The 20,956-nt window shown below is 59.0% G+C and carries 22 protein-coding genes and 1 pseudogene; 7 read left to right on the top strand and 16 right to left on the bottom strand.

Annotation, left to right across the window (positions count from 1 at the left end):
* Nucleotides 1-49: 49 nt before the first annotated feature.
* Nucleotides 50-1,987, top strand: a complete 1,938-nt coding sequence (locus tag OP500_RS06480) for a MacB family efflux pump subunit (protein WP_238748452.1) — start codon at nucleotides 50-52, stop codon at nucleotides 1,985-1,987.
* 73 nt (nucleotides 1,988-2,060) lie between these two features.
* Here OP500_RS06480 and OP500_RS06475 read toward each other — a convergent pair whose 3' ends face one another.
* Nucleotides 2,061-2,384 (bottom strand): FKBP-type peptidyl-prolyl cis-trans isomerase, encoded by a 324-nt coding sequence (locus tag OP500_RS06475; protein ID WP_238748453.1) that lies wholly within the window; start codon nucleotides 2,382-2,384, stop codon nucleotides 2,061-2,063.
* A gap of 215 nt (nucleotides 2,385-2,599) precedes the next feature.
* On the opposite strand from OP500_RS06475, the gene OP500_RS06470 reads away from it, so the two are divergent.
* Nucleotides 2,600-3,205, top strand: coding sequence for a glutathione S-transferase N-terminal domain-containing protein (locus tag OP500_RS06470; protein WP_274070520.1), 606 nt, complete (start codon nucleotides 2,600-2,602; stop codon nucleotides 3,203-3,205).
* A 159-nt stretch (nucleotides 3,206-3,364) separates the two neighbouring features.
* On the opposite strand, the gene OP500_RS06465 is transcribed toward OP500_RS06470, so the two are convergent.
* The 8 genes from OP500_RS06465 to OP500_RS06430 all read right to left on the bottom strand — a co-directional run bounded on the left by OP500_RS06465 (nucleotide 3,365) and on the right by OP500_RS06430 (nucleotide 11,141).
* On the bottom strand, nucleotides 3,365-4,150 hold the full coding sequence (locus OP500_RS06465) for a cytochrome c1 (protein WP_274070519.1): 786 nt from the start codon (nucleotides 4,148-4,150) through the stop codon (nucleotides 3,365-3,367).
* Between the two features lie 13 nt (nucleotides 4,151-4,163).
* Nucleotides 4,164-5,717 carry a cytochrome b gene (locus OP500_RS06460; protein WP_274070518.1) on the bottom strand — a complete coding sequence of 518 codons (1,554 nt, stop codon included), beginning with the start codon at nucleotides 5,715-5,717 and terminating at the stop codon, nucleotides 4,164-4,166.
* Between the two features lie 16 nt (nucleotides 5,718-5,733).
* Complete coding sequence (gene petA / locus OP500_RS06455) at nucleotides 5,734-6,318, bottom strand: ubiquinol-cytochrome c reductase iron-sulfur subunit (RefSeq protein WP_238748457.1); 585 nt, start codon at nucleotides 6,316-6,318, stop codon at nucleotides 5,734-5,736.
* A gap of 242 nt (nucleotides 6,319-6,560) precedes the next feature.
* Nucleotides 6,561-6,920, bottom strand: coding sequence for a hypothetical protein (locus OP500_RS06450; RefSeq protein ID WP_238748458.1), 360 nt, complete (start codon nucleotides 6,918-6,920; stop codon nucleotides 6,561-6,563).
* Nucleotides 6,921-6,987: 67 nt separating this feature from the next.
* Nucleotides 6,988-7,806, bottom strand: a complete 819-nt coding sequence (locus OP500_RS06445; protein ID WP_274070517.1) for an undecaprenyl-diphosphate phosphatase — start codon at nucleotides 7,804-7,806, stop codon at nucleotides 6,988-6,990.
* 142 nt (nucleotides 7,807-7,948) lie between these two features.
* Nucleotides 7,949-8,635, bottom strand: a complete 687-nt coding sequence (locus OP500_RS06440) for a thiol:disulfide interchange protein DsbA/DsbL (protein WP_238748460.1) — start codon at nucleotides 8,633-8,635, stop codon at nucleotides 7,949-7,951.
* Between the two features lie 36 nt (nucleotides 8,636-8,671).
* Nucleotides 8,672-9,646: an SPOR domain-containing protein gene (locus OP500_RS06435; RefSeq protein ID WP_238748462.1), complete on the bottom strand. Its 975-nt coding sequence runs from the start codon at nucleotides 9,644-9,646 to the stop codon at nucleotides 8,672-8,674.
* Nucleotides 9,647-9,830: 184 nt separating this feature from the next.
* Nucleotides 9,831-11,141 carry a replication-associated recombination protein A gene (locus tag OP500_RS06430; protein WP_238748463.1) on the bottom strand — a complete coding sequence of 437 codons (1,311 nt, stop codon included), beginning with the start codon at nucleotides 11,139-11,141 and terminating at the stop codon, nucleotides 9,831-9,833.
* A gap of 146 nt (nucleotides 11,142-11,287) precedes the next feature.
* Here OP500_RS06430 and OP500_RS06425 point away from each other — a divergent pair, with 146 nt between their 5' ends.
* The 5 genes from OP500_RS06425 (at nucleotide 11,288) to OP500_RS06405 (ending at nucleotide 15,176) form a co-directional block, all read left to right on the top strand.
* Nucleotides 11,288-11,665: a hypothetical protein gene (locus OP500_RS06425; protein WP_238748464.1), complete on the top strand. Its 378-nt coding sequence runs from the start codon at nucleotides 11,288-11,290 to the stop codon at nucleotides 11,663-11,665.
* A 74-nt stretch (nucleotides 11,666-11,739) separates the two neighbouring features.
* Nucleotides 11,740-12,195 carry a macro domain-containing protein gene (locus tag OP500_RS06420; RefSeq protein WP_274070516.1) on the top strand — a complete coding sequence of 152 codons (456 nt, stop codon included), beginning with the start codon at nucleotides 11,740-11,742 and terminating at the stop codon, nucleotides 12,193-12,195.
* 81 nt (nucleotides 12,196-12,276) lie between these two features.
* Nucleotides 12,277-13,689: a threonine synthase gene (gene thrC / locus OP500_RS06415; protein WP_274070515.1), complete on the top strand. Its 1,413-nt coding sequence runs from the start codon at nucleotides 12,277-12,279 to the stop codon at nucleotides 13,687-13,689.
* Between the two features lie 124 nt (nucleotides 13,690-13,813).
* On the top strand, nucleotides 13,814-14,191 hold the full coding sequence (locus tag OP500_RS06410; protein WP_274070514.1) for a PAS domain-containing protein: 378 nt from the start codon (nucleotides 13,814-13,816) through the stop codon (nucleotides 14,189-14,191).
* A 154-nt stretch (nucleotides 14,192-14,345) separates the two neighbouring features.
* Nucleotides 14,346-15,176 (top strand): GTP-binding protein, encoded by an 831-nt coding sequence (locus tag OP500_RS06405; protein WP_274070513.1) that lies wholly within the window; start codon nucleotides 14,346-14,348, stop codon nucleotides 15,174-15,176.
* Between the two features lie 152 nt (nucleotides 15,177-15,328).
* Here OP500_RS06405 and OP500_RS06400 read toward each other — a convergent pair whose 3' ends face one another.
* The 7 genes and pseudogenes from OP500_RS06400 to OP500_RS06370 form a co-directional block, all read right to left on the bottom strand.
* On the bottom strand, nucleotides 15,329-15,697 hold the full coding sequence (locus tag OP500_RS06400) for a hypothetical protein (protein ID WP_238748469.1): 369 nt from the start codon (nucleotides 15,695-15,697) through the stop codon (nucleotides 15,329-15,331).
* A 79-nt stretch (nucleotides 15,698-15,776) separates the two neighbouring features.
* A complete protein-coding gene (locus tag OP500_RS06395; protein WP_407659235.1) occupies nucleotides 15,777-16,448 on the bottom strand; it encodes a DUF3108 domain-containing protein in 672 nt (223 codons plus the stop codon).
* A 139-nt stretch (nucleotides 16,449-16,587) separates the two neighbouring features.
* Nucleotides 16,588-17,424, bottom strand: coding sequence for a methylenetetrahydrofolate reductase [NAD(P)H] (metF, locus tag OP500_RS06390; RefSeq protein ID WP_238748471.1), 837 nt, complete (start codon nucleotides 17,422-17,424; stop codon nucleotides 16,588-16,590).
* A 268-nt stretch (nucleotides 17,425-17,692) separates the two neighbouring features.
* Nucleotides 17,693-18,184 carry a dihydrofolate reductase gene (locus OP500_RS06385; RefSeq protein WP_238748472.1) on the bottom strand — a complete coding sequence of 164 codons (492 nt, stop codon included), beginning with the start codon at nucleotides 18,182-18,184 and terminating at the stop codon, nucleotides 17,693-17,695.
* A gap of 88 nt (nucleotides 18,185-18,272) precedes the next feature.
* On the bottom strand, nucleotides 18,273-19,076 hold the full coding sequence (locus tag OP500_RS06380; protein ID WP_274070512.1) for an alpha/beta hydrolase: 804 nt from the start codon (nucleotides 19,074-19,076) through the stop codon (nucleotides 18,273-18,275).
* Between the two features lie 69 nt (nucleotides 19,077-19,145).
* Complete coding sequence (locus tag OP500_RS06375; protein ID WP_274070511.1) at nucleotides 19,146-19,634, bottom strand: transcriptional regulator; 489 nt, start codon at nucleotides 19,632-19,634, stop codon at nucleotides 19,146-19,148.
* A gap of 44 nt (nucleotides 19,635-19,678) precedes the next feature.
* Nucleotides 19,679-20,909 (bottom strand): annotated as a pseudogene (locus tag OP500_RS06370) (pseudouridine synthase).
* Between the last annotated feature and the right edge of the window lie 47 nt (nucleotides 20,910-20,956).

The raw sequence follows: 20,956 nt of genomic DNA, 5'->3' as shown, positions 1-20,956 counted from the left end.
CAGGCAGCCTGAAAGGCCTTTCAGGCTGCCTGGCCAAGGGAAACCGCTTATGAGCCTGATCGAATGTAAAAACATCAACCGCTATTTCGGAGAAGGCGACAACCGCGTCCACGTACTCAAAAACATCAATCTGAGCATCGACAAAGGCGATTTCGTCGCCATCATCGGCCAGTCCGGCTCCGGCAAGTCCACGCTGATGAACATTCTGGGCTGCTTGGACGTACCGACCTCCGGCAGCTACAGCATCGGCGGCGTCGAAACCGCCAGCATGGATGCCGACGAGCTGGCCGCGCTGCGCCGCAAGCGCTTCGGCTTTATCTTCCAGCGTTACAACCTATTGAGCTCGCTCTCCGCGCAAGAAAACGTCGCCCTGCCCTCGGTATATGCCGGCATGGACGACAGACGGCGCAGCGAACGCGCGCGCAAGCTGCTACAGGATTTGGGCTTGGAAGGCAAAGAAACCAACAAACCCAGCCAGCTCTCCGGCGGCCAGCAGCAGCGCGTATCCATCGCCCGCGCGCTGATGAACGGCGGCGAAATCATCTTTGCCGACGAACCCACCGGCGCCCTCGATTCGGCCAGTGGCGAAAATGTGATGGAAATCATCCACCGCCTGCACCGCGAAGGGCATACCGTGATTATGGTTACCCACGATCCGAAACTGGCGGCGCAGGCCAACCGCATCATCGAAATCAAAGACGGTGAAATCGTTTCCGATACCAGCAAAAACAGCGAAATTCCCGCTAGCAGCGTCGAAAGCCTGCCGGAAAAGCGCGGTTTCGGCTTTTACAAAGACCAGCTGCGCGAAGCGGCGAAAATGTCGGTGCAGGCGATTGTCGCCCACAAAATGCGCTCGCTGCTGACCATGCTCGGCATCATCATCGGCATTGCCGCCGTGGTGTCGGTAGTGGCGATGGGTAAGGGTACGCAGGAAAAAATCCTTAAAGACATCAGCGATATGGGCACCAACACCATTACCGTCTACCCCGGGCACGGTTTCGGCGACCGCCGCAGCGGCCGCATCAAAACCCTCACTGTGGGCGACAGCGACGCCATCCGCAGCCAAAGCTATGTCGAAAGCACCACGCCGATGTCCAGCTCCAGCGGCAACGTTACCTACCGCAACACCGATCTGACCGCTTCGCTATACGGCACCGGCGAGCAATATTTCGACGTGCGCGGCCTGAAACTCGGACGCGGCCGCCTGTTTGACGACGACGACGTGCGCCGCAACGCGCAAGTGGTGGTGATTGACGCCACCACCGCGGAAAAACTGTTCCCCGCCGGCACCGACCCGCTAGGGCAGACCGTTCTCTTTCGCAAGCGCCCGCTGCAGGTAATCGGCGTGCTGAAAAAAGAAGAAAACAACTTCGGCGATTCCGGCGTGCTGATGATGTGGTCGCCCTACACCACGGTGATGAACCAGATTACCGGCGAGCGCCACATCAACAACATCACCATTAAAATCAAAGACAATGTCAGCACCCAAGTGGCGGAAAAAAGCCTGACCGAGCTTTTGGAATCGCGCCACGGCACCAAAGACTTCTTCACCAGCAACAGCGACAGCATCAAAAAAACCATCGAAAGCACCATGGGCGCCATGACCCTGCTGATTTCCAGCATCGCCGTGATTTCGCTGGTAGTCGGCGGCATCGGCGTGATGAATATCATGCTGGTATCGGTAACCGAACGCACCAAAGAAATCGGCGTGCGCATGGCCATCGGCGCGCGGCGCAGCAATATTCTGCAGCAGTTTCTTGTTGAAGCCGTACTGCTGTGCCTGCTCGGCGGCCTCTTGGGCATCCTGCTTTCCTTCGGCATTGCCGCACTGTTCAACCGCGTGGTAACCGAATTTGCCATGTCCTTTTCCACCTTCTCCATCGTCGGCGCCGTCCTGTGCTCCACCAGCATCGGCGTACTCTTTGGCTATATGCCCGCCAAAAATGCCGCCAAACTCAATCCCATCGACGCGCTGGCGCACGACTGACGCGCTCAGACGCATAAAAAGCAGCCTGAAAACCAAAATAAAGGTTTTCAGGCTGCTTTTTGCTACTGCGTTCTTAAGCCACGCTGAGAAGTTCGACTTCAAATACCAGCGTCGCATTCGGTGGAATCACCCCGCCCGCACCGCGCGCGCCGTAGCCCATTTCCGGCGGAATGGTCAGCTTACGTTTGCCGCCTTCCTTCATGCCGCCAAAGCCTTCGTCCCAACCCTGGATAACCTGGCCGGCTCCCAGCACCAGCGTAAAGGGCGTGCCGCGATCCAAGCTGGAATCGAACTTGCGCCCGTCGGTCAAATAGCCGGTGTAATGCACGGTGATGCGTTTGCCTTTTTCTGCGGTTTTGCCGCTGCCTTCCTGCAAGTCTTCAATAATCAGACCCATTTTGCTGCTCCTTAACACAATCAAACGAAAGGTGCATTATAGCGCGAAGCCTGCTTGGCGAAAGCAGCCGTTTACCATTCGGCCGGATTGACACAAATACCTTTATAAATTATGCATTTAAACGGTTTTTCTAGCCTGAATGTAAAGATAAGGTTATAATTACCGGCTGATTTTTTCAGGCTGCCTGCCTGCCAACCTTACAAAGGGAACCGCTTATGATGATTCTGTATTCCGGCATTACCTGCCCGTTCAGCCACCGCTGCCGCTTCGTGCTGTACGAAAAAGGCATGGACTTTGAAATCAAAGACGTGGACGTATTCAACAAACCCGAAGACTTGGCGGTGATGAACCCCTACAACCAAGTGCCGGTTTTGGTGGAGCGCGATTTGGTGCTCTACGAATCCAACATCATCAACGAATACATCGACGAGCGCTTCCCCCACCCGCAACTGATGCCGGGCGATCCGATTATGCGCGGCCGCGGCCGGCTGGCGCTGCACCGCTTGGAAAAAGAGCTGTTCGTCCACGTACAAACGCTGGAAAACCCCGGCGCCACCGCCAAAGAGCAAAGCAAAGCCCGCGAAGCCATCGCCAACGGCCTGACCATGATTGCGCCGGCATTCAGCAAAAACAAATACGTTTTAGGCGACGAATTTTCGATGATCGACGTTGCCCTTGCCCCGCTGCTGTGGCGCTTGGATCACTACGAAATCAAACTCGGCAAATCCGCTGCCCCGCTGCTGAAGTCTGCCGAGCGCATTTTCCAGCGCGAAGCCTTTATCGAAGCGCTGACGCCGGCGGAAAAAGCGATGCGCCGCTGATACAGCCCCCGACACCCAAAGCAGCCTGAAAAGCCGGATATCGGTTTTTCAGGCTGCTTTTATCTTGGCGCAGTTCATCATTCGGCATATCCCGGATGACAAAAGAAAAGGCAGCCTGAAAAGTTTTCAGGCTGCCTTGCAGCGTTGTGTCTGCCGGGTTTAGTGCACGTCTTTCCAGTATTCCTTTTTCAGGAAGTAGGCCAGCGGCAGCATAATCGCCAGCAGGAAAATCAAGACGCCGTAGCCGATACGTTTGCGCTCGAGCTGGGCGGGCTCGCCCATATAGGAAAGGAAGTTCACCAGGTCGCGGGCATAGTTGTCGTATTCGGTGGTTACGACATTGCCGCTTTTGGTCATGCGGGTCATCGAGCCGGTGCTAACCCAGTAGAGATCAGGCACATGACCGCCGTGACCGTCGTCTTTCATTATCGGCATGCCTTTGTTGTCGAGCTTGACGGCCTGAATGCCCTGCTGCTCCCACAGCGCGTGCGGCATACCGACTTTGTCAAATACTACGTTGTTCCAGCCGGTGGGACGGGTCGGATCCTGATAGAAGCCGCGCAGGTAGGCGTAAAGGTAGTCGGTGCCTTTGGAACGGGCAATCAGGGTCAGATCGGGCGGCGCAGCACCAAACCATTTTTTGGCGTCTGCCGGGCTCATGTGTGCCTGCATCACGTTGCCGACTTTATCGGTGGTGAACATCAGGTTTTTCTTGATTTCGTCTTCGCTCAAGCCGATGTCGCGCAGGCGGTTGTAACGCATGGCGGAAGCGGAGTGGCAGGACAGGCAGTAGTTGACGAAAATCTGCGCGCCGCGCTGCAGGCTGACCTGATCGCCGTGGTTAAGCTCGACATGTTCGTAGTGGCCGCCGCCTGAAGCGGATGCGAAGCCGATGGGTGCCGCCAGCAACAGGGCAGCAAGGTGTTTTTTCCAAGTTTTTTTCATTTTTGCTGCTCCCTTACACATTGACTGCAAACAGATAGGCACCAATCAGGGTAATGGCCGTATAAACGAAGAACAGAATCTTCTGTTTGGCAGTACCCATGGTTACGCGGGTCGGTACTTCGAGATCGCGGTTCCATTTGTCCAAGAAGGGGGTGGCGGCAAAAAATACGGTGTATAGCAGGATAAAGCCTTTCACCAGCCAGTCGCCGAATTTCCAAGTTCTGGGTTCGAAGCCGCCGATGGTGTACAGCAGTATGGCGCAAATAGCCAGAAGCAAGGCGTAAGTGGCGATTCGGGCCAAGAAAACCAGCAGGTTTTTCTGGTCTTTCATCCAGCCTGAAACGGTATAGAGCGGCATACCGAGGAAGAACAGGAAGTAAAAGCCGCTGAAAGCACGTGCGAAGCTGGTGCGCAGATCGTCGGCCACCAAGGCACCGAGAATGCCCAAACCGATAAAGGACACCAAGAACAGCACCAGCATTACTTTGAATGTGGTATTACGGTAGCGCACCGATTTCACCGGAGAGCGATCCAGCCATGGCAGCAGGGCAATCATCACTACAGCGGCGCCCATGCCGATTACGCCCCATACCTGGGTACCCAGGAAAGAGGGAATCGCGCGCAAAATGGCGTAAAACGGAGTGAAATACCATACCGGTGCGATGTGCGGCGGGGTTTTCAGCGGATCGGCCGGTTCAAAGTTCGGCGCTTCCAAGAAGTAACCGCCGCCTTCGGGGGCGAAAAACAGCACCGAGCAGAACACAATCAGGAATACCACCACGCCGAGAATGTCTTTTACGGTGTAGTAGGGATGGAAAGGAATGCCGTCGAGCGGAATGCCATTTTCGTCTTTCAGTTTTTTGATTTCCACGCCGTCGGGGTTGTTGGAACCGACTTCGTGCAGGGCGATCAGGTGGGCAACCACCAAGCCGAGTAGCACCAGCGGCACGGCAATTACGTGAAGGGCAAAGAAACGGTTGAGCGTGGCATCGGAAACGTTGAAGTCGCCGCGTATCCAAGTGGAAAGGTCGGGGCCGATTACCGGAATCGCACCAAACAGGTTAATAATCACCTGCGCGCCCCAGTAGGACATCTGCCCCCACGGCAAGAGATAGCCCATAAAGGCTTCGGCCATCAGCGCCAGGAAAATCAGCGCGCCGAAAATCCACACCAGCTCGCGCGGTTTTTTGAACGAACCGTAAATCAGGCCGCGGAACATGTGCAGATAAACGACGATAAAGAAGAAGGACGCACCGGTGGAATGCATGTAGCGGATAATCCAGCCGCCGGAAACGTCGCGCATGATGTATTCGACCGCGGCAAAAGCCACCGGCAGGTTTTGCGCATTGGTGGTGCCATCGGGCTTGAAGTTCATGGTCAAAAAGATGCCGCTGACAATCTGAATAACCAGCACTAACAAGGCCAGCGAGCCGAAGAAATACCAGAAGTTGAAGTTTTTCGGCGCATAGTACTCGCCGACATGCTCCTTATACATCTTGGTCAGCGGGAAGCGTGCGTCTATCCAGCCGAGCAGCGCTTTTGCTTTGGAATGGTTTTGGTTTGCCATAGGTGTGCCCCTAGTTTTATTCGTCGCCAATCAGAATCAGATTGTCACTCAGATATTTATACGGCGGAACGACCAGATTCAACGGTGCCGGTACGCCTTTGTATACCCGTCCTGCCAAATCGAATTTCGAGCCATGGCAGGGGCAGAAAAAACCGCCCTTCCAACTGCCGCCGCCCAAATCCGCCGCACCAACGTCGGGACGGTAGGTGGGCGAGCAGCCCAAATGGGTGCAGATGCCGATGGCAACCCAGATTTTCGGTTTGATGGCGCGGGCGGGGTTTTGGCAGTCTTTCGGCTGCTGATCCTGCTCGGATTTCGGATCGCTCAGCTGGTCGTCCAGCGTGGCGAGATCTTTGAGCTGCTGGTCGGTGCGGTTGAGCACGAAAATCGGCTTGCCCTGCCATTCTGCGGTAAGTAGCTGGCCGGATTCGATTTTGCTGACATCCACTTCAACCGCAGCACCGGCCGCTTTGGCCTTTTCGGACGGAAACCAGCTTTTGACAAAAGGAACTGCTACGCAGGCGGCGCCCACGGCACCGGCACCGGAAGTAGCAAGAATGAGAAAGCGGCGGCGTCCTTGATTGATTTCTTTATTATCCATTTATTCAGTCATCCGATTATTTAGGAGAGATGAACCATTAAACCCGCAAATTTTACCCGATTTTTATCCGCTTATTAAAGCACTATTTAAAATCAGGTAAAGTTTTTTTGGCGAAAGTTTGATTTTATGTAAGAAAGGATTACGAAATGATAACAATTAACATAAATTAGCGGCTTAGCCGCCAAGCCTGGCGCATAAAAAACGACCGCGGAAAACTCCGCGGCCAGAGTCTGAGCGGCAGATTAATGCAACAGCTGTTCGGCTTGGAACAAAGAGCGGCGGCAAATCGCCAGATTGGCGGTTTTACGATCGGCAATCAGGTAGATCAGGGCATTTTCCTTGCCGCGCGCCGGACAAATCAGATGGTATTGGCTGCTGAGGTTGATTTGGATGTCGTGGATGCTGTCGTTCAGGCCGGTCATCTGCAATACGCGCAGCTTGGCATTGAGGATATTGACGCAGCCGGCGGCCAGCACTTCCAAATCCAATTCGGGGGCATTGCAGCGGCCGCTCATAATCATGCCGCTGCCGTAATCGACAATGGCGGTGGCGAGCACACCTTTGACCCGCGCCAATCCGTCTGCGATTTCGTCTAATGTCATTATGTTCCCTTTTATTAGTTTGTTTTCACTGCGAAAAACGCTTTCAGGCTGCCTGAAAGCCGCTTCGCTACCATTTTACCCAACCGGCCCAATAAGTCAGCAGTATCACCCCGCCGAACACGATGCGGTAATACGCAAACGGCACATAGTTTTTGGCCGAGACAAATTTCAAAAGCGCCCTAACCGCCAGCAGGCCGGCAACGAAAGCGGCGCAAAAGCCGACGGCAATCAGGCCGATATCGGCCAGCGTAAACAGCGCGCGGTGCTTGAACACATCGTAAGCAGTAGCCGCCACCATTACCGGCACGGCAAGAAAAAACGAAAATTCGGTGGCGGCTTTGCGGCTGATGCCCCACCACATGCCGCCCATAATGGTGCTGCCCGAGCGCGAAGTGCCGGGTACCAGCGCCAATACCTGCGCCAAGCCGACCACCAGCGCATCGCGGATACGCATATCGTCAACGCTCTGTACCCGCGCTTCAGTGCGGGCGCTGCGTTTTTCCACCCACAAAATCACCAAAGCACCGACCACCAGCGCCACGGCCACGCTTAGCGGATTAAACAGCTTTTCTTTAATCTGTTTGCTAAACAGCAAGCCCATCACCGCTGCGGGAATAAAGGCCACCGCCAGATTGAGCACAAAGCGGTTGGCCGCCGCATCCCTGCCCAAACCCTTCAGCACCGAAACAAAGCGCTGGCGGTATTCCACCACCACCGCCAATACCGCGCCAAGCTGGATGGCGATTTCAAATACCTTGCCTTTGCTGTGAAAATCCAGCAGCGATTCAAACACTATCAGATGCCCCGTGCTGGAAATCGGCAGAAACTCGGTCAGCCCTTCGATAATGCCCAGCAGCAGCGCTTTCAAAAAAATCAGTACATCCACAATCCAACCGTTCCGGCCGCCTTGCGCAGCCAAGCAATCAATATGCCGAAACCGCTGCGACAGCGGCTTCAGACAAACCGATGCAGCCTGAAACGCACCGGCGTTTTTCAGGCTGCTTCAGTAGGTGCAAACAGCAAAACCGTTAGCGCGCAGCTTCTTTAGACAGGCTCAGCCCTTTGCTTTTGTAGGCGCCTTTGGCGGCCGGCTCGGGCATATTGCGCTCCTTGCGCACTTTGGCGATCAACTCGTCCATGGTTTGCATGCTTTGCTGGGTCAGACCGTGCGAAAACAGCATTTTGTATTTGCCGCCGATGATTACGGTCGGCGTGCCTTCGATATTGTATTTGGTGGTCAGTTCGGCCATCTGCTTGGCTTTGGCGGCATTGCCGCTGTCCTGATAGGCGGCGAGCAGGCGCTTGCCGAAACGCTGGCGGCCGATCCATTCGACGGCGGTGGTCGGATTCCACAGCTCGATATGCTTGTCGAACACCGCAGAGAAAATCGCCGGATTGGCCTGCTGTTTCAAGCCGGACTGGTTCACCGCTACCGCCAGCCGCGCCAAACCGGCATGGCGTGGCGACCACACCACCTGCTCGGTGCGGAAATAAGTGTCCGAAGGCAGCGAGCGCACGTGTTTGAGCAGAATCGGATCAAGATTTTTGCAGTGGATGCAATCGTAGCTGAAAAATTCGACGACTTCGATTTTGTCCTGGTGCAGCGCTTCAACCGGCTGTTTTACCACTTCGTAATCGGTGCCTTCGGTCAGGGCGTGAGCGGAGCCGAAAGCCAGTGCCAGCAGGCCGGTGAACAGGGTGGTTTTGAATTTCATGCGGATTCCTTCAAGTGTTTGCTGTGGATGGGATGATTAGCGGCTCTGCACCGCGATGCCGTTGCTCTGCAACAGTTTGCGCGTGCGTTCGGCTTCTTTGCTGTCCAGCGCGCCGGTTTCTACGCGGTACACGCGGCGGCCTTTGACTTCGGCTTCGACTACGCCGGTGCGCACGCCCAAAAACGCGGCGCGGGCGCGCTGGTCGTCGGCGGCCTGGCGGCTGGAATAGGAACCGAGCCGCAATCTGCTGCGGGCGGCTTTTTCAGGCTGCCCTTCTTCGGTTTTGGCTTTGGCATCGCTTTTCGCTTCGGCTTTGTCTTTGGCGGTTTTGGCCTGGCTTTCGCGTTTGGCGGCCTGCTCGCGCTCAAACTTGCGGCGGGCTTCGCGGATGGCGGTTTCGCGGGCTTTTTCGATGCTGCCGCTTTCCAAAATCTGATCGGCGCTGGGTTTGACCGTTGACGGGTCAAAACGTTGTTCGGCTTTATCGGCTTTTTCCGCTTTATCGGCTTTGGCTTTGCGCTCCTGCTCTGCCCTGTCGGCTTTGGCGGCGGCTTCGCGTTCGGTTTTTTCTTTTTCCCGCTCGCGCCGGCGTTCGCGCTCCTGCTCGCGTTCTCTTTCCGCCTGCTCTTCGCTTAATTCGTCGCGTTCGGCTTTTTCAGGCTGCCGGCGTTTGTCGCGGATTTCTTCGTCTTCCGCTGCGGGGCGGGTTTTCTTTGGTCTGTCGTCCAATATAGTTTCATCGAAACCTTTTTCAGGCTGCCTGCTTTCAGGCTGCTTGGGCGTTTCGGGGCGGAAAGCGGATTCGCCGCGCGCCTGCTCGGGCTGCAGCGCTTCGGGCTTGAGCACCTCGGTGCGGGCGGCTTTGTCGCTGCGCTGACCGGCGGGCTGCTTGAAATCGTGCTGCTTGTTGTTGTTGATGACAAACAGCACGCCAGCCACGGTAATCAGGCTGACGATGGCGCCGATCATAAAGCTGAGCAGGCCTTTGCCGCGCTGGGTGTCGGGATACATAGGGAACCTTTGTCGGATGGAATCGGTGCGCGCGGCTGCCGGTTGCGGCGGCTGTGCGGCGAAAGCGGCGCATTTTAGCAAATCTGGCCGCCGAAATGAATATTGCCGGTTTTGCCTTGCGCCGCCGCCATCGGAAACGCCGCTGCCGCAGGGTTTTCAGGCAGCCTGAAAACCCTGCGACGCCTTAAGCGCCCTCTTCTGCCGCTTCGTCCAGACTTTTCAGCCAGGCCAGTTTTTCGGCAATTTTGCTTTCCAGGCCGCGCGGCACGGGGCGGTAGAAATCCGGTTCGTCCAGGCCTTCGGGCATATAGGTTTCGCCGGCGGCGTAAGCGTGCGGTTCGTTGTGGGCGTAGCGGTAGTCGCGGCCGTAGCCGAGTTCTTTCATCAGCTTGGTGGGGGCATTGCACAGGTGCACGGGTACTTCGGTGCTGCCGGTTTCGCGCACGAAGGCGCGCATTTGGTTGTAGGCGCTGTAGCCGGCGTTGGATTTAGCGGCGGCGGCCAGATACAGTACCGCTTGGGCGAGCGCCAGTTCGCCTTCGGGCGAGCCGAGCCGCTCGTAGGTTTGGGCGGCGTCGTTGGCGATGGTGAGCGCGCGCGGGTCGGCCAGGCCGATGTCTTCCCAGGCAAAACGGACGATGCGGCGGGCGAGATAGTGCGGGTCGGCGCCGCCGTCGAGCATGCGGCAGAACCAGTACAGCGCGGCGTTGGGGTGCGAGCCGCGCATGGATTTGTGCAGGGCGGAGATTTGGTTGTAAAACTGGTCGCCGCCTTTGTCGAAACGGCGCAGCTGGGTGCCCAGGCTTTGGGCGGCAAACTCGGCGCCGATGTCGTTGAGCCCGCTGGTTTTGGCGGCTTGGAGCAGCTGTTCGAGCAGGTTGAGCAGGCGGCGGGCGTCGCCGTCGGCCGCCTGAACCAGCAGGGTGCGGGCTTCGGCGGCCAGTTTGACGCCTTGGTTTTCAGGCAGCCTGAAAACCTTGTCGGCCAGTTTGGCCAGATCGTCGGCAGACAAAGGTTTGAGCGTGTACACCTGGGCGCGGCTCAACAGCGCGGAATTGACTTCAAACGACGGATTTTCGGTGGTGGCGCCGATAAAGGTGATCAGCCCGTTTTCCACATGGGGCAGAAAGGCGTCCTGCTGCGATTTGTTGAAACGGTGGACTTCATCGACAAACAATATGGTGCGCCTGCCCTGCTGCCAAGCCAGCTCGGCCTTCATCACCGCCTCGCGGATTTCCTTAACGCCGGAGAACACCGCCGAAATCGGCAGAAACTGGGCGTCGAAACCGCGGGCGATAATCCGCGCCAGCGTGGTTTTGCCGATGCCCGGGCTGCCCCACAGCAGCATCGAATGCGGCACGCCGCCTTCCAGCGCCACCCGCAGCGGCTTGCCCTCGCCGATCAGGTGCTGCTGGCCGAGTACGTCGTCGAGCGACTGCGGGCGCATCCGTTCGGCCAGCGGGGCTTCGGGCGGGGCGGTAAAAAGATCTTGCATGGCAGGCAGCCTGAAAAGGGAAAAACGGGATTATAGCGGTAGATAGCAAAAAGGCAGCCTGAAAACGGTTTTCAGGCTGCCTTGCTTGTTGGCAAACGCTGCTTTGGTTGATAATGGCGGCCTTAACCAAAACCAAAGGAAACGTGATGAAAAAAGCCGTAGTGATTTTAAGTGCCGCCCTGTTTGCCCTGGGCGGCTGTGCCGAAACCGGCGGCCTGCTCGGCGGCGGCGCGGGGGGCGGCAGCTTCGGCGGCAACCTGATTAAAGCCTATGTGAAAAACCAGTGCAGCGCGGAGTTGAACAAACGCAAAGAATGGCGCCTGATTACGCTGGCGATGAGCGAGCGCCAGCAGCAGGATTGGGAAGACCGCATCTGCGGCTGTGCCGCCGAAGAAGCGCCGCAGCAGATTTCCGCCGCCGATTTGGGGCAGCTGGTCAGCGAAGAAGGCCGCACCCGCGTGGTGGCGGAAGTAACCGCCAAAACCGTTACCGCCTGCTTCAAGCGGCTGTACCGCGACCGCTGATGCCCCGTCAGGCAGCCTGAAAACTTTTCAGGCTGCCTTTTCGCCGCTGCCAGCCAATATTCAAAGGAATCCCCATGCAAACCCGCTCCGGCGACCTGATCGCTTTGGCCAAGGCCGGCGAATTTGATGTGATCGTTCACGGCTGCAACTGCCAGTGCGCCATGGATGCGGGCATTGCCAAACAGATTAAGGCCGAGTTCCCCGCCGCCTACGCCGCCGACTGCGCCACGCCCAAAAGCGCGGACAAACTCGGCCAGATCAGCACCGCGCAGATCGATTGCAACGGCCACGCGCTTACCGTTGTCAATGCCTACACGCAGGCGCACTGGCACGGCAGCGGCGTGCTGGCAGACTACGACGCCATCCGCCTGGCCATGCGCCGGATCAAAACGCAGTTTTCCGGCCGCCGCATCGCCTACCCAAAAATCGGCGCCGGCCTGGCGCGCGGCGATTGGGCGCGCATCGCCCGGATTATCGACGAAGAACTCGCCGGCGAAACGCACACGCTGGTGCTGTACCAGCCGTGTTAAAATTTGTTCAGGCTGCCTGAACGCATCAAACGCACCCAGGCAGCCTGAAAATCCGTCCAACTCCCAACCCGAGACCCCGCCATGAAATACATCAGCACCCGCGGCCAGACCGCACCCAAAACCTTTAGCGAAGTCCTGCTTATGGGGCTTGCGCCCGACGGCGGCCTGATGATGCCCGAAGAATACCCCGCCGTTAGCGAAACCATGCTCGAGCGCTGGCGCGGCCTGAGTTATCCCGAGCTGGCTTTTGAAGTCATCCGCCTGTTCGCCACCGACATCCCCGAAAACGACCTGCGCGAAATCATCAATAAAAGCTACACCGCCGAAGCCTTCGGCAGCGACGACATCACCCCCGTACGCAGCCTGAAAGACGGCATCAAAATCCAAGGCCTTTCCAACGGCCCCACCCTTGCCTTCAAAGACATGGCGATGCAGTTTCTCGGCAATGCCTTTGAATACGTGCTCGAGCGCGAAAACCGCAGCCTGAACATACTCGGCGCCACCAGCGGCGACACCGGCTCGGCCGCCGAATACGCCATGCGCGGCAAACGCGGCATCCACGTTTTCATGCTTTCGCCCGAAGGCCGCATGAGCCCCTTCCAGCGCGCCCAAATGTACAGCCTGCAGGATGACAACATCGTCAATATCGCCGTGCGCGGCATGTTCGACGACTGCCAGGACATCATCAAAGCCGTCCAGTCCGACGCCCGCTTTAAAGAGCAGTACCAAATCGGCACCGTCAACAGCATCAACTTCGGCCGCATCGCCGCCCAAATCGCCTACTACTTCGCCGGCTACTTCCGCGCCACCGAAAGCAACCGCGAAACCGTCAGCTTCTGCGTGCCCAGCGGCAACTTCGGCAACGTCTGCGCCGGCCACATCGCCAAACAAATGGGACTGCCCATCCGCCGCCTGATTGTTGCCACCAACGAAAACGACGTGCTCGACCAGTTCTTCAAAACCGGCGCCTACCGCCCGCGCACCACCGAACACACCTACGTAACCTCCAGCCCGTCGATGGACATCTCCAAAGCCTCCAACTTCGAGCGCTTCGCCTTCGACCTGATGGCGCGCGACTGCGACGCTATCCAAGCCCTGTGGGCGGAAGTCGCCAGCGGCAAAGGCTTCGATCTGCATTTCAAGCTCCAAGAAATCCGCGACGACTACGGCTTCGTTTCCGCCAAATCCACCCACGCCGACCGCCTTGCCACCATCCGCGCCGTCTATCAGGACGGCGACGGCCTGATCGACCCCCACACCGCCGACGGCGTCAAAGCCGCCCGCGAACTGCGCGAGCCCGGCGAAACCGTCGTCTGCCTCGAAACCGCCCTGCCCGCCAAGTTTGAAGACACCATCCGCGAAACGCTCGGCAGCAGCGTCGCCGTCCCCCGTCCCGCCAAACTCGAAGGACTGGAAAGCCTGCCGCAGAAAGTGCTGACTGTGCCCAACAACGCCGAAGCGGTGAAAACCGTGATCCGCGAAAAACTGGCTTAAATATTTTCAGGCTGCCCCGCACTCCGGGGCAGCCTGAAAAGCCAAAGGCAGCCTGAAAACCGGTTTTTCGGTTTTCAGGCTGCCTGCGCCGCGCCACACCAACCATAAGCACAAGGAACACACCATGACCGCCACCCTGCCCTATGCCGAGATGCTGGAACAGATGACCGATTCGATCGTCTATGCCGACTGCGAAGGCATCATCCGCTTTTGGAACCGCGCTTCGGAAGTAATGTTCGGCTTCAGCGCCGGCGAAGCGCTCGGCCAAAGCCTGGACATCATCATCCCCGAATACCTGCGCGCGCCGCACTGGCGCGGGTTTTATGCCGCCATCGAATCGGGCGCAACCAAGCACGGCGGCAAAGCCACGCGCACCAAAGCGCTGCACAAAGACGGCAGCTTTATCTACGCCGAAGTCAGCTTCTGCGTCATCATCGGCGATGACGGCAAAGTCTGCGGCTCGCTGGCTTCGTCCCGCCCCGCGCCACCCAAGCAGGCATAAGCCTGAGCCGGCAAACGTGCCAAAGGCAGCCTGAAAGCCGGTTTTTCAAACTTTCAGGCTGCCTTTGGGCAAATCCAATGCCTGCCAAACTGCCTAAGCCTGCCGGCGCCTGCCCGTCCGTTTTCAGGCTGCCGGCAATGATTGAAAGAACCCCATGAGCAAACCCTTCGTTCTCCACGCCGCCCTATTGACCCTACTGCTGGCCGCCTGCCGGCCGGATGCAACGGGAAGCGGCACCGCCGTCGCCGCATCATCCCAAGCCCAACCACCAAGCTGGCGCGTGGTTTTGCTGGGCGACGAAAGCCGCAAAAACGTACTGCGCGAGTGCGTCGCCCGAAATGTCTGTCCGGCCGGCAGCGAAACGGCGTTTGCACTGCCGCCCGAACAGGCGACCGCCGCCCAAACCGCCGATGCCGCGCAGCAGGCCACGCTCGGCGTGCTGGTGGTCGATTCCAAAACCGGTGCGCTGCCGGTTACCCGTGAACACATACTGATAGCGCGGCAGGCCGATGTGCCGGCGCTGGCAGTGTTGTTCACACAGAGCGATGCGCTGGATGACAAAGATCTGCTGGAACTCGAAATCATGGAAATACGCGATCTGCTCAACAGCTATGAAATGGACGGCGAGCATGCCCGTATCTATGTCGGCGATCAGGGTCTGCAGCAGCTGCTGGCCGATGCTGCCGCGCTGCTACCGCGGCCGCAGTCGTCCGGGCTGGCAGACAGCCGCCGCCTGCACGGCTATATCTACAACCTGAGCCGCGCAGAAGGCGGCCATGCTCTGTCGGCCGGCGACAGTATGGACATCTGGATAGGCGGGCAGACGAGGCGCTGCAGGCTGGTCGCGCCGCAAAGCGTGGCCGCCGGCGAAACGCCCGAAGTGTGGCTGGAAACCGAGATGCTGACGGCGGCCGCCGGCCAGCGCTTTTTGCTGCAGCAAAACGGCAGGCTGATTGCCGCCGGCGTGGTGGAAGACGCCGAATAAAGCGCGCCGACGGCAAAGCAGCCTGAAAACAATCAAGCGTTTTCAGGCTGCTTTCAACTTTCAGGCTGCTGTACCGCCAACTGCCGACGAACCAAATCATCGGGCAGCCTGAAAGGTTTTTCAGGCTGCCCGACGGTTTTTTACGCGCGTACTCAGCGCTTCATCGGCTGCACCGGATGCAGGCGGTGGCTTTGGTCGCGGTTGACGCCTACCACGCCGGCGATGGATGCGAAATGGCGCTCGGCTTCATCCAGGCTTTTGTGCGGCGGGATTTTCAGGGCGACGGCGTTCAGGCTCTGGTAGTTGTACAGCACTTCGGCGCCGTAGTCGCGGGCGGCGGCCAAGAGCGGGGCACGGTCTTTGGCATCGTTGAAAAACACAATCAGATTGTGCGGCTGCGGCAGGCTGTCGGCGGCATCGGGCGCCGGCGGCACGGCGCGTACGGCTTCGGGCGCGGTGCCGGTGCAGGCGGCCAGTGATGCGGCCAGCGCGGCGGCGGCCAGCAGTTGGGGCGTGTTCATGGTTTTATTCGGGTGAAAAATGGTTTTCAGGCTGCCTGCCGGTTCAAACCCTTAAGGCAGCCTGAAAGCCGTGGATGGTTTAGGGTTTGACTTCCTGGCCGTTGATGCTCACCGATTTGAGCGTCAGGTGGTATTTTTTGCTGCCGTCGATGTAGTTGATCACCGCCGGCACGTTGCCCAGCGCGGGGGCGAAGGCGTAGTTTACGGTGTCGTCGCCGCGTTGGACGGTAAACTGGTTGATCTGGGTTTTGCCGCCGGCGATGCTGATGGTTTTGCTGCCGGCCGGGCGCATGCCGCCGACGTTGTAGAGTTTTTTGCCGTTGGTGATTTTCAGGCCGGCGGGCAGTTTGCCGTCGTTAAACGCCAGCTGCCAAGAAAGGGTAAACAAATCCATCACGCTGCCGGCCACGGCTTCGGTATGGACGTCGCCGGCGCGGCCGTAGGTGGCTTTACCGCCGGCAAACTGGGCGGAGGCATAGACTTTGCCGTTGCGTACGTCGCGGTAGTAGCTGGGTTTGAGCTGGTTGCCGACGATGGTGCCGCCGCTTTCAAAACGGATTTTGTAGAGCGGCACGTTGATGTTGGCGCTGACGGTGTAGCTGTTGCCGCTGCGTTTGAAGGTCATGGTGGCGGGAATGCCGTAGCTGCCGCTGTATTTGAGGGTGGCGCTTTGCGGGATTTCGCCGGCCTGTGCCGACAATGCGGCGCAGGCCAGAAAGACGGCGGCGCCGAGTTTGCTCCATGCGTTCACGATTCGTTTCCTTGTTGCGTATTCGGTGAAAAAGCCGTTTCAGGCTGCCTGAAACGGCCGGTCAAAACGGGCGCGAATGTAACACGGCTGTTTGTTAAATTGCCGCCGCTTTTGGTAAGCCTGTGCGCTTTTGCCGCACTCAGTAGCCTAGCCGCTGGCAGATGGTGGAAACCAGGCCGGCCTGGTTCAGGGTGTAAAAATGCAGACCGGGCGCGCCTTCGTGCAGCAGGCGCGAGCACATTTCGGTTACCACATCCAGCGCTAGCGCTTTGATCGACGCGGTGTCGTCGCCGTAGGACTGCAGTTTCAGCCGCAACCAGCGCGGAATCTCGGCGCCGCAGGTATCGGCAAAGCGCGAGAGTTTGGAAAAACTGGCAATCGGCATAATCCCCGGCACAATCGGAATCTCCACGCCGCGGCCGCGCGCATCATCGACAAAGCGGAAATAGGCGTCGGCATTGTAGAAAAACTGGGTAATCGCCGAATCGGCGCCGGCTTCGACCTTGCTGACAAAATGGCGCATATCGTCTTCGGCGCTGCGCGACTGCGGATGGTATTCGGGATAGGCGGCCACTTCGATATGAAAATCGCGGCCGTAGCGCTCGCGGATAAAGGCCACCAGCTCGGCAGCATAGCTCATGCCGCCGCCGGAGAAACCAACGCCGGAAGGAATGTCGCCGCGCAGGGCAACGATATGGCGCACGCCCATGCTTTTGTATTCGTCCAACAGCGCGGCCACTTCGTCGCGGCTCATGCCGATGCAGGGCAGGTGCGGTGCCGCCGGCGTGCCTTCGGCAAGCATGTCGCCGATGGCCTGCAGCGTGCCGCTGCGCGTCGAACCGCCGGCGCCGGACGTGCAGGAAAAGAACGCGGGCTTAAACTGCCCGAGCTGGCGGCGGGTCAGCACCTGCTTTTCGCGCCCTTCGGGCGTGCGGGTGGGGAAGAATTCGAAGCTGAGTTTTTTCTGTGGAAACATGGTCGGACTCTGCGAAAAACGCCGGCGGCAAAAAAAGCGGCAACATAAACCCGCCGCCGCCGCTTGGCAAGGCGCAAAGCGCCCAGGCAGCCTGAAAAATATTCGGCGCCAAGATGAAAGATTTTAACGGCGGATTGCGGCAGCGTTCGGACGATAGCGGCAAACGGCATAGAAAAGGCAGCCTGAAAACCATACAAACCGGCTTTCAGGCTGCTTTTTAAGGACAAAAAAGGCTTTTCAGGCTGCCTTGCTGCCGTTTTGCCCGCGCTCAAATGCCGTTGCGGCGGTAGTGGACAAAATCAAAAGCGGTGCCGTCGGCGGACTGTTGGCTGCTGCGGCTCTCTTCGTGCCACAGGCTGCGCTCGAACGACGGGAAAAAGGCATCACCCGCCGGTGCCAGGCGCACTTCGGTCAGGCGCAGGTCGGTGGCTTTGTCCAGCGCCTGCCGGTAGATTTCGGCGCCGCCCATAACGATGATTTCGCGCTCGCCGGCGCAGGCGGCCAGCGCGGCCTCGAGCGATGGCAGCACTTCGGCGCCGTCGGCCTGATAGCCGTTCTGGCGCGAAACCACGATATTGCGCCGCCCGGGCAGCGGCCGGCGCGGCAGGCTCTCCCAGGTTTTGCGCCCCATCAGCACCGGTTTGCCAAGGGTGTATTGTTTGAAAAAGGCGAAGTCTTCGGGCAGGTGCCAGGGCATGGCGTTGCCGATGCCGATGCAGCCGTTTTCGCCGACGGCGGCAATCAGGGTAATGGTTTGCATAGCGGGTTTTCCAAGTATTGGGGGGACGGCGGCGCTGTTCAGGCAGCCTGAAAACAGCCTGAAACGGGTTGGCCGGCTTTCAGGCTGCCTACAGGCGCTCGGCGGCCACGCGCCAAAACAGCGGGTCGGCCAGCAGGGTGTTGTGGCCGGCGTCGGTTTCAAAGGCGGCGTCGCCCTGTTTCAGCAGCGCGGCCAGACGGCGGCTGTGTTCCACCGGAATCAGGGTGTCTTGGCGGCCGTGAACCAGGGTGATTCGGGTGTGGGCAGCGGCGCGCAGAAATTCGGCGGACGGAATGCGGTATTTGATTAAAAACGGCGGCACGAAAGGCACTTTTTCCTGCTGCAAAACCGCCAAACCCTCATAAGGCGCGGCCAGCAGCAGGCTGTCGGCCCGATACTGCTGCGCGGTGCGGGCGGCCAGCCCGCTGCCAAGCGAGAAGCCGACCACCACCAAACGCCCTTCGCCCTGCGCGCGCACATATTCGGCCATGCGCTCGGCATCGGCATAGAGCTGGTCTTGGTTGTCAATCTGCCCGCCGCTTTTGCCGTAGCCGCGGTAGTCGAACACATAGCTCTCGTAACCCAGCGCGGCAAAACGCTCGGCCACTTCGCCCCAGCTGTCGAGCGCGCCGGCGTTGCCGTGGAAAAACAGCAGCCGGCCTTTGGCGGGCGCGTCGGCGGCAAAATGCAGGCCGTGCAAAACGGTGCCGTCGGCGGCCGGCAGGCGGATTTCTTCAAACGGCCGCGCAAAGCGGAAAGCGTAGTTTTGCGCCAAGACTGCGGGGCGGAACAACAGCCGCTCCTGCGCAAAATACAGCGCCGCCAGCGGCAGCAGGACAAACACCACGGCCAGCGTAGCCAAAACGGTGAGCAGTTTTTTAATGCTGATCATCTTTCAGGCTGCTTCAAACAAAGGTTTTCAGGCTGCCCGCAGCGTGGCAGGCAGCCTGAAAAACGGGGTTTACTTCACGCGGCGCACGGGGGTGAAATACTCGTCGGGCGCGCTTAGGCTGTGCAGCCCTTCGTTGGGGCTGAGCTGGACAAACGAAGTGGCGCCGTCGGCGCAGCTTAAGGCAACAACGATACGCAGGTATTTTTTCTGCGGCTGGATCAGCTTCAGCGATTTTTGCAACGATTGGGCGTATTGTTTGTTCTCCTGCGGCGTGCTGAGACCATCGTCCGCATTGATGCTGTCGCGGATGTCTTTGGCCAGCTGTTTGCCGCTGATCCAACTCGCTTCGTGGACATAGCCCTGCTGTTTATTGCGGCAGCTGGCTTTGACCTTGGCGAATTCTTCAAAGCCGTGCTTGCCGATAAGGAATTTATCGACTCCCTTGCCCTGCCAAGTGCCGTAGCTGGCGCGGTGCGGATTGCCCTCGGCATAAACAGCGCCCGCCAGCAGCAGCGATGCGGCAAGCAGAATGGTTTTCATGCGGTTTGCGGTTTTCATGGTTTCTCCTTAAAACGGATACGGGTTGGCAATATTCAGGCTGCTTATTTGCGGCGACGGCGCTCGCCCGGCAGCCCCATATCCGCCCATTTGACGATATTCGCCACTTCGGCGGGGTTGAGTTCGTAAAACTGGCCGCGCTTTAGGCGGTTGGGCAGGCCGATCGGCCCGAAGCCGACGCGCACCAGACGGCTGACGGTGAGCCCGAAGTGCTCGAAAATGCGGCGTACTTCGCGGTTGCGGCCTTCTTTGATCACCACGCTGTACCATTTGTTGGCGCCCTCGCCGCCCTGCTCGAAAATGCGCTCAACTTTCGCCAAACCGTCTTCCAGCACCACGCCGGTTTCGGTGAGTTCGCGCATCTGCTCGGCCGTGATTTCGCCGAGCACGCGCACGGCGTATTCGCGCTCGACTTCAAAACTCGGGTGGGCGAAACGCTGCACCAGCTCGCCCGAAGTAGTGAGAATCAAGAGACCGCTGGTGTTGATGTCCAGCCGGCCGATGGCGACCCAGCGGCTGCTGGCGGCCTGCGGCAGGCGGTCGAAAATGCTCACGCGCCCTTGCGGGTCGTCGCGCGAGACGATTTCGCCTTCCTGCTTGTAATACAGAATGATGCGCGGCAGACGATCCGCCCATTTGAGCTTGATCACGCTGCCTTTTACCGTTACCTGATCGTCGGGCGTTACTTTGTCGCCCAGGCCGGCGGTTTTGCCGTTTACCTGCACCAGGCCGGCGGCGATCCATTCTTCCATTTCGCGGCGCGAGCCGACGCCCGACGCGGCCAGCACTTTTTGCAGGCGTTCGGGCTCGATGCGCGACAAATCGCTGCGCCGTTCTTTGAGTTCGCGCGCGCTCCATGATTTTCTGGTTGGGATTGCGCACGATGAGTTTTTTCGCCTTGGCGGCGCGCTGTTTGGGCGCGCGGCTGTCGCGGCGGCTTTCAGGCTGCCCCGCATCGCGGCCGGAAAAGCGGTTGCCGGCATCCGCGCCGGCACCTTTGCCGCGGCGCGGGCTTTCAATCTCGGCAGACTGGCGGCGGGCGTTTTCAGGCTGCCTGCGCTCGGGGCGGGTGCTCCATTCGTTTTCAGGCTGCCGCCCTGCCCTGCCGCTGGCGCGGCGGCTTTTTTCAGGCTGCCCTGAAACGGGGCAGCCGCTCCATTCGTCGGCACCGGCACGACGGCTTTCAGGCTGCCTGCGGCCGCCGCGCGGGGTTTTGGCAGGGGCGGCGGCAGCGCCGTCGCGCCATTGGCGTTTGCTGGTTTTTTTCTTCGGCATATCGTTCTCCTAACGCGCCTCCGCGCCGGGCGGCGGGCGGTTCTTCT

The sequence above is a fragment of the Kingella sp. SNUBH-2017 genome (assembly GCF_028680565.1).
GTDB classification, from domain to species: domain Bacteria; phylum Pseudomonadota; class Gammaproteobacteria; order Burkholderiales; family Neisseriaceae; genus Kingella_D; species Kingella_D pumchi.
The sequence above is the reverse complement of the archived record's forward strand: the minus strand, read 5'-3'. Positions and strand labels throughout refer to the sequence as shown.

What these genes read in the sequence shown, in the direction of transcription:
- OP500_RS06480 (WP_238748452.1), top strand. Translation starts at nt 50, where the DNA reads ATGAGCCTGATCGAATGTAAAAACATCAACCGCTATTTCGGAGAAGGC.
- OP500_RS06475 (WP_238748453.1), bottom strand. Translation starts at nt 2,384, where the DNA reads ATGGGTCTGATTATTGAAGACTTGCAGGAAGGCAGCGGCAAAACCGCA.
- OP500_RS06470 (WP_274070520.1), top strand. Translation starts at nt 2,600, where the DNA reads ATGATGATTCTGTATTCCGGCATTACCTGCCCGTTCAGCCACCGCTGC.
- OP500_RS06465 (WP_274070519.1), bottom strand. Translation starts at nt 4,150, where the DNA reads ATGAAAAAAACTTGGAAAAAACACCTTGCTGCCCTGTTGCTGGCGGCA.
- OP500_RS06460 (WP_274070518.1), bottom strand. Translation starts at nt 5,717, where the DNA reads ATGGCAAACCAAAACCATTCCAAAGCAAAAGCGCTGCTCGGCTGGATA.
- petA (WP_238748457.1), bottom strand. Translation starts at nt 6,318, where the DNA reads ATGGATAATAAAGAAATCAATCAAGGACGCCGCCGCTTTCTCATTCTT.
- OP500_RS06450 (WP_238748458.1), bottom strand. Translation starts at nt 6,920, where the DNA reads ATGACATTAGACGAAATCGCAGACGGATTGGCGCGGGTCAAAGGTGTG.
- OP500_RS06440 (WP_238748460.1), bottom strand. Translation starts at nt 8,635, where the DNA reads ATGAAATTCAAAACCACCCTGTTCACCGGCCTGCTGGCACTGGCTTTC.
- OP500_RS06435 (WP_238748462.1), bottom strand. Translation starts at nt 9,646, where the DNA reads ATGTATCCCGACACCCAGCGCGGCAAAGGCCTGCTCAGCTTTATGATC.
- OP500_RS06430 (WP_238748463.1), bottom strand. Translation starts at nt 11,141, where the DNA reads ATGCAAGATCTTTTTACCGCCCCGCCCGAAGCCCCGCTGGCCGAACGG.
- OP500_RS06425 (WP_238748464.1), top strand. Translation starts at nt 11,288, where the DNA reads ATGAAAAAAGCCGTAGTGATTTTAAGTGCCGCCCTGTTTGCCCTGGGC.
- OP500_RS06420 (WP_274070516.1), top strand. Translation starts at nt 11,740, where the DNA reads ATGCAAACCCGCTCCGGCGACCTGATCGCTTTGGCCAAGGCCGGCGAA.
- thrC (WP_274070515.1), top strand. Translation starts at nt 12,277, where the DNA reads ATGAAATACATCAGCACCCGCGGCCAGACCGCACCCAAAACCTTTAGC.
- OP500_RS06410 (WP_274070514.1), top strand. Translation starts at nt 13,814, where the DNA reads ATGACCGCCACCCTGCCCTATGCCGAGATGCTGGAACAGATGACCGAT.
- OP500_RS06405 (WP_274070513.1), top strand. Translation starts at nt 14,346, where the DNA reads ATGAGCAAACCCTTCGTTCTCCACGCCGCCCTATTGACCCTACTGCTG.
- OP500_RS06400 (WP_238748469.1), bottom strand. Translation starts at nt 15,697, where the DNA reads ATGAACACGCCCCAACTGCTGGCCGCCGCCGCGCTGGCCGCATCACTG.
- metF (WP_238748471.1), bottom strand. Translation starts at nt 17,424, where the DNA reads ATGTTTCCACAGAAAAAACTCAGCTTCGAATTCTTCCCCACCCGCACG.
- OP500_RS06385 (WP_238748472.1), bottom strand. Translation starts at nt 18,184, where the DNA reads ATGCAAACCATTACCCTGATTGCCGCCGTCGGCGAAAACGGCTGCATC.
- OP500_RS06380 (WP_274070512.1), bottom strand. Translation starts at nt 19,076, where the DNA reads ATGATCAGCATTAAAAAACTGCTCACCGTTTTGGCTACGCTGGCCGTG.
- OP500_RS06375 (WP_274070511.1), bottom strand. Translation starts at nt 19,634, where the DNA reads ATGAAAACCGCAAACCGCATGAAAACCATTCTGCTTGCCGCATCGCTG.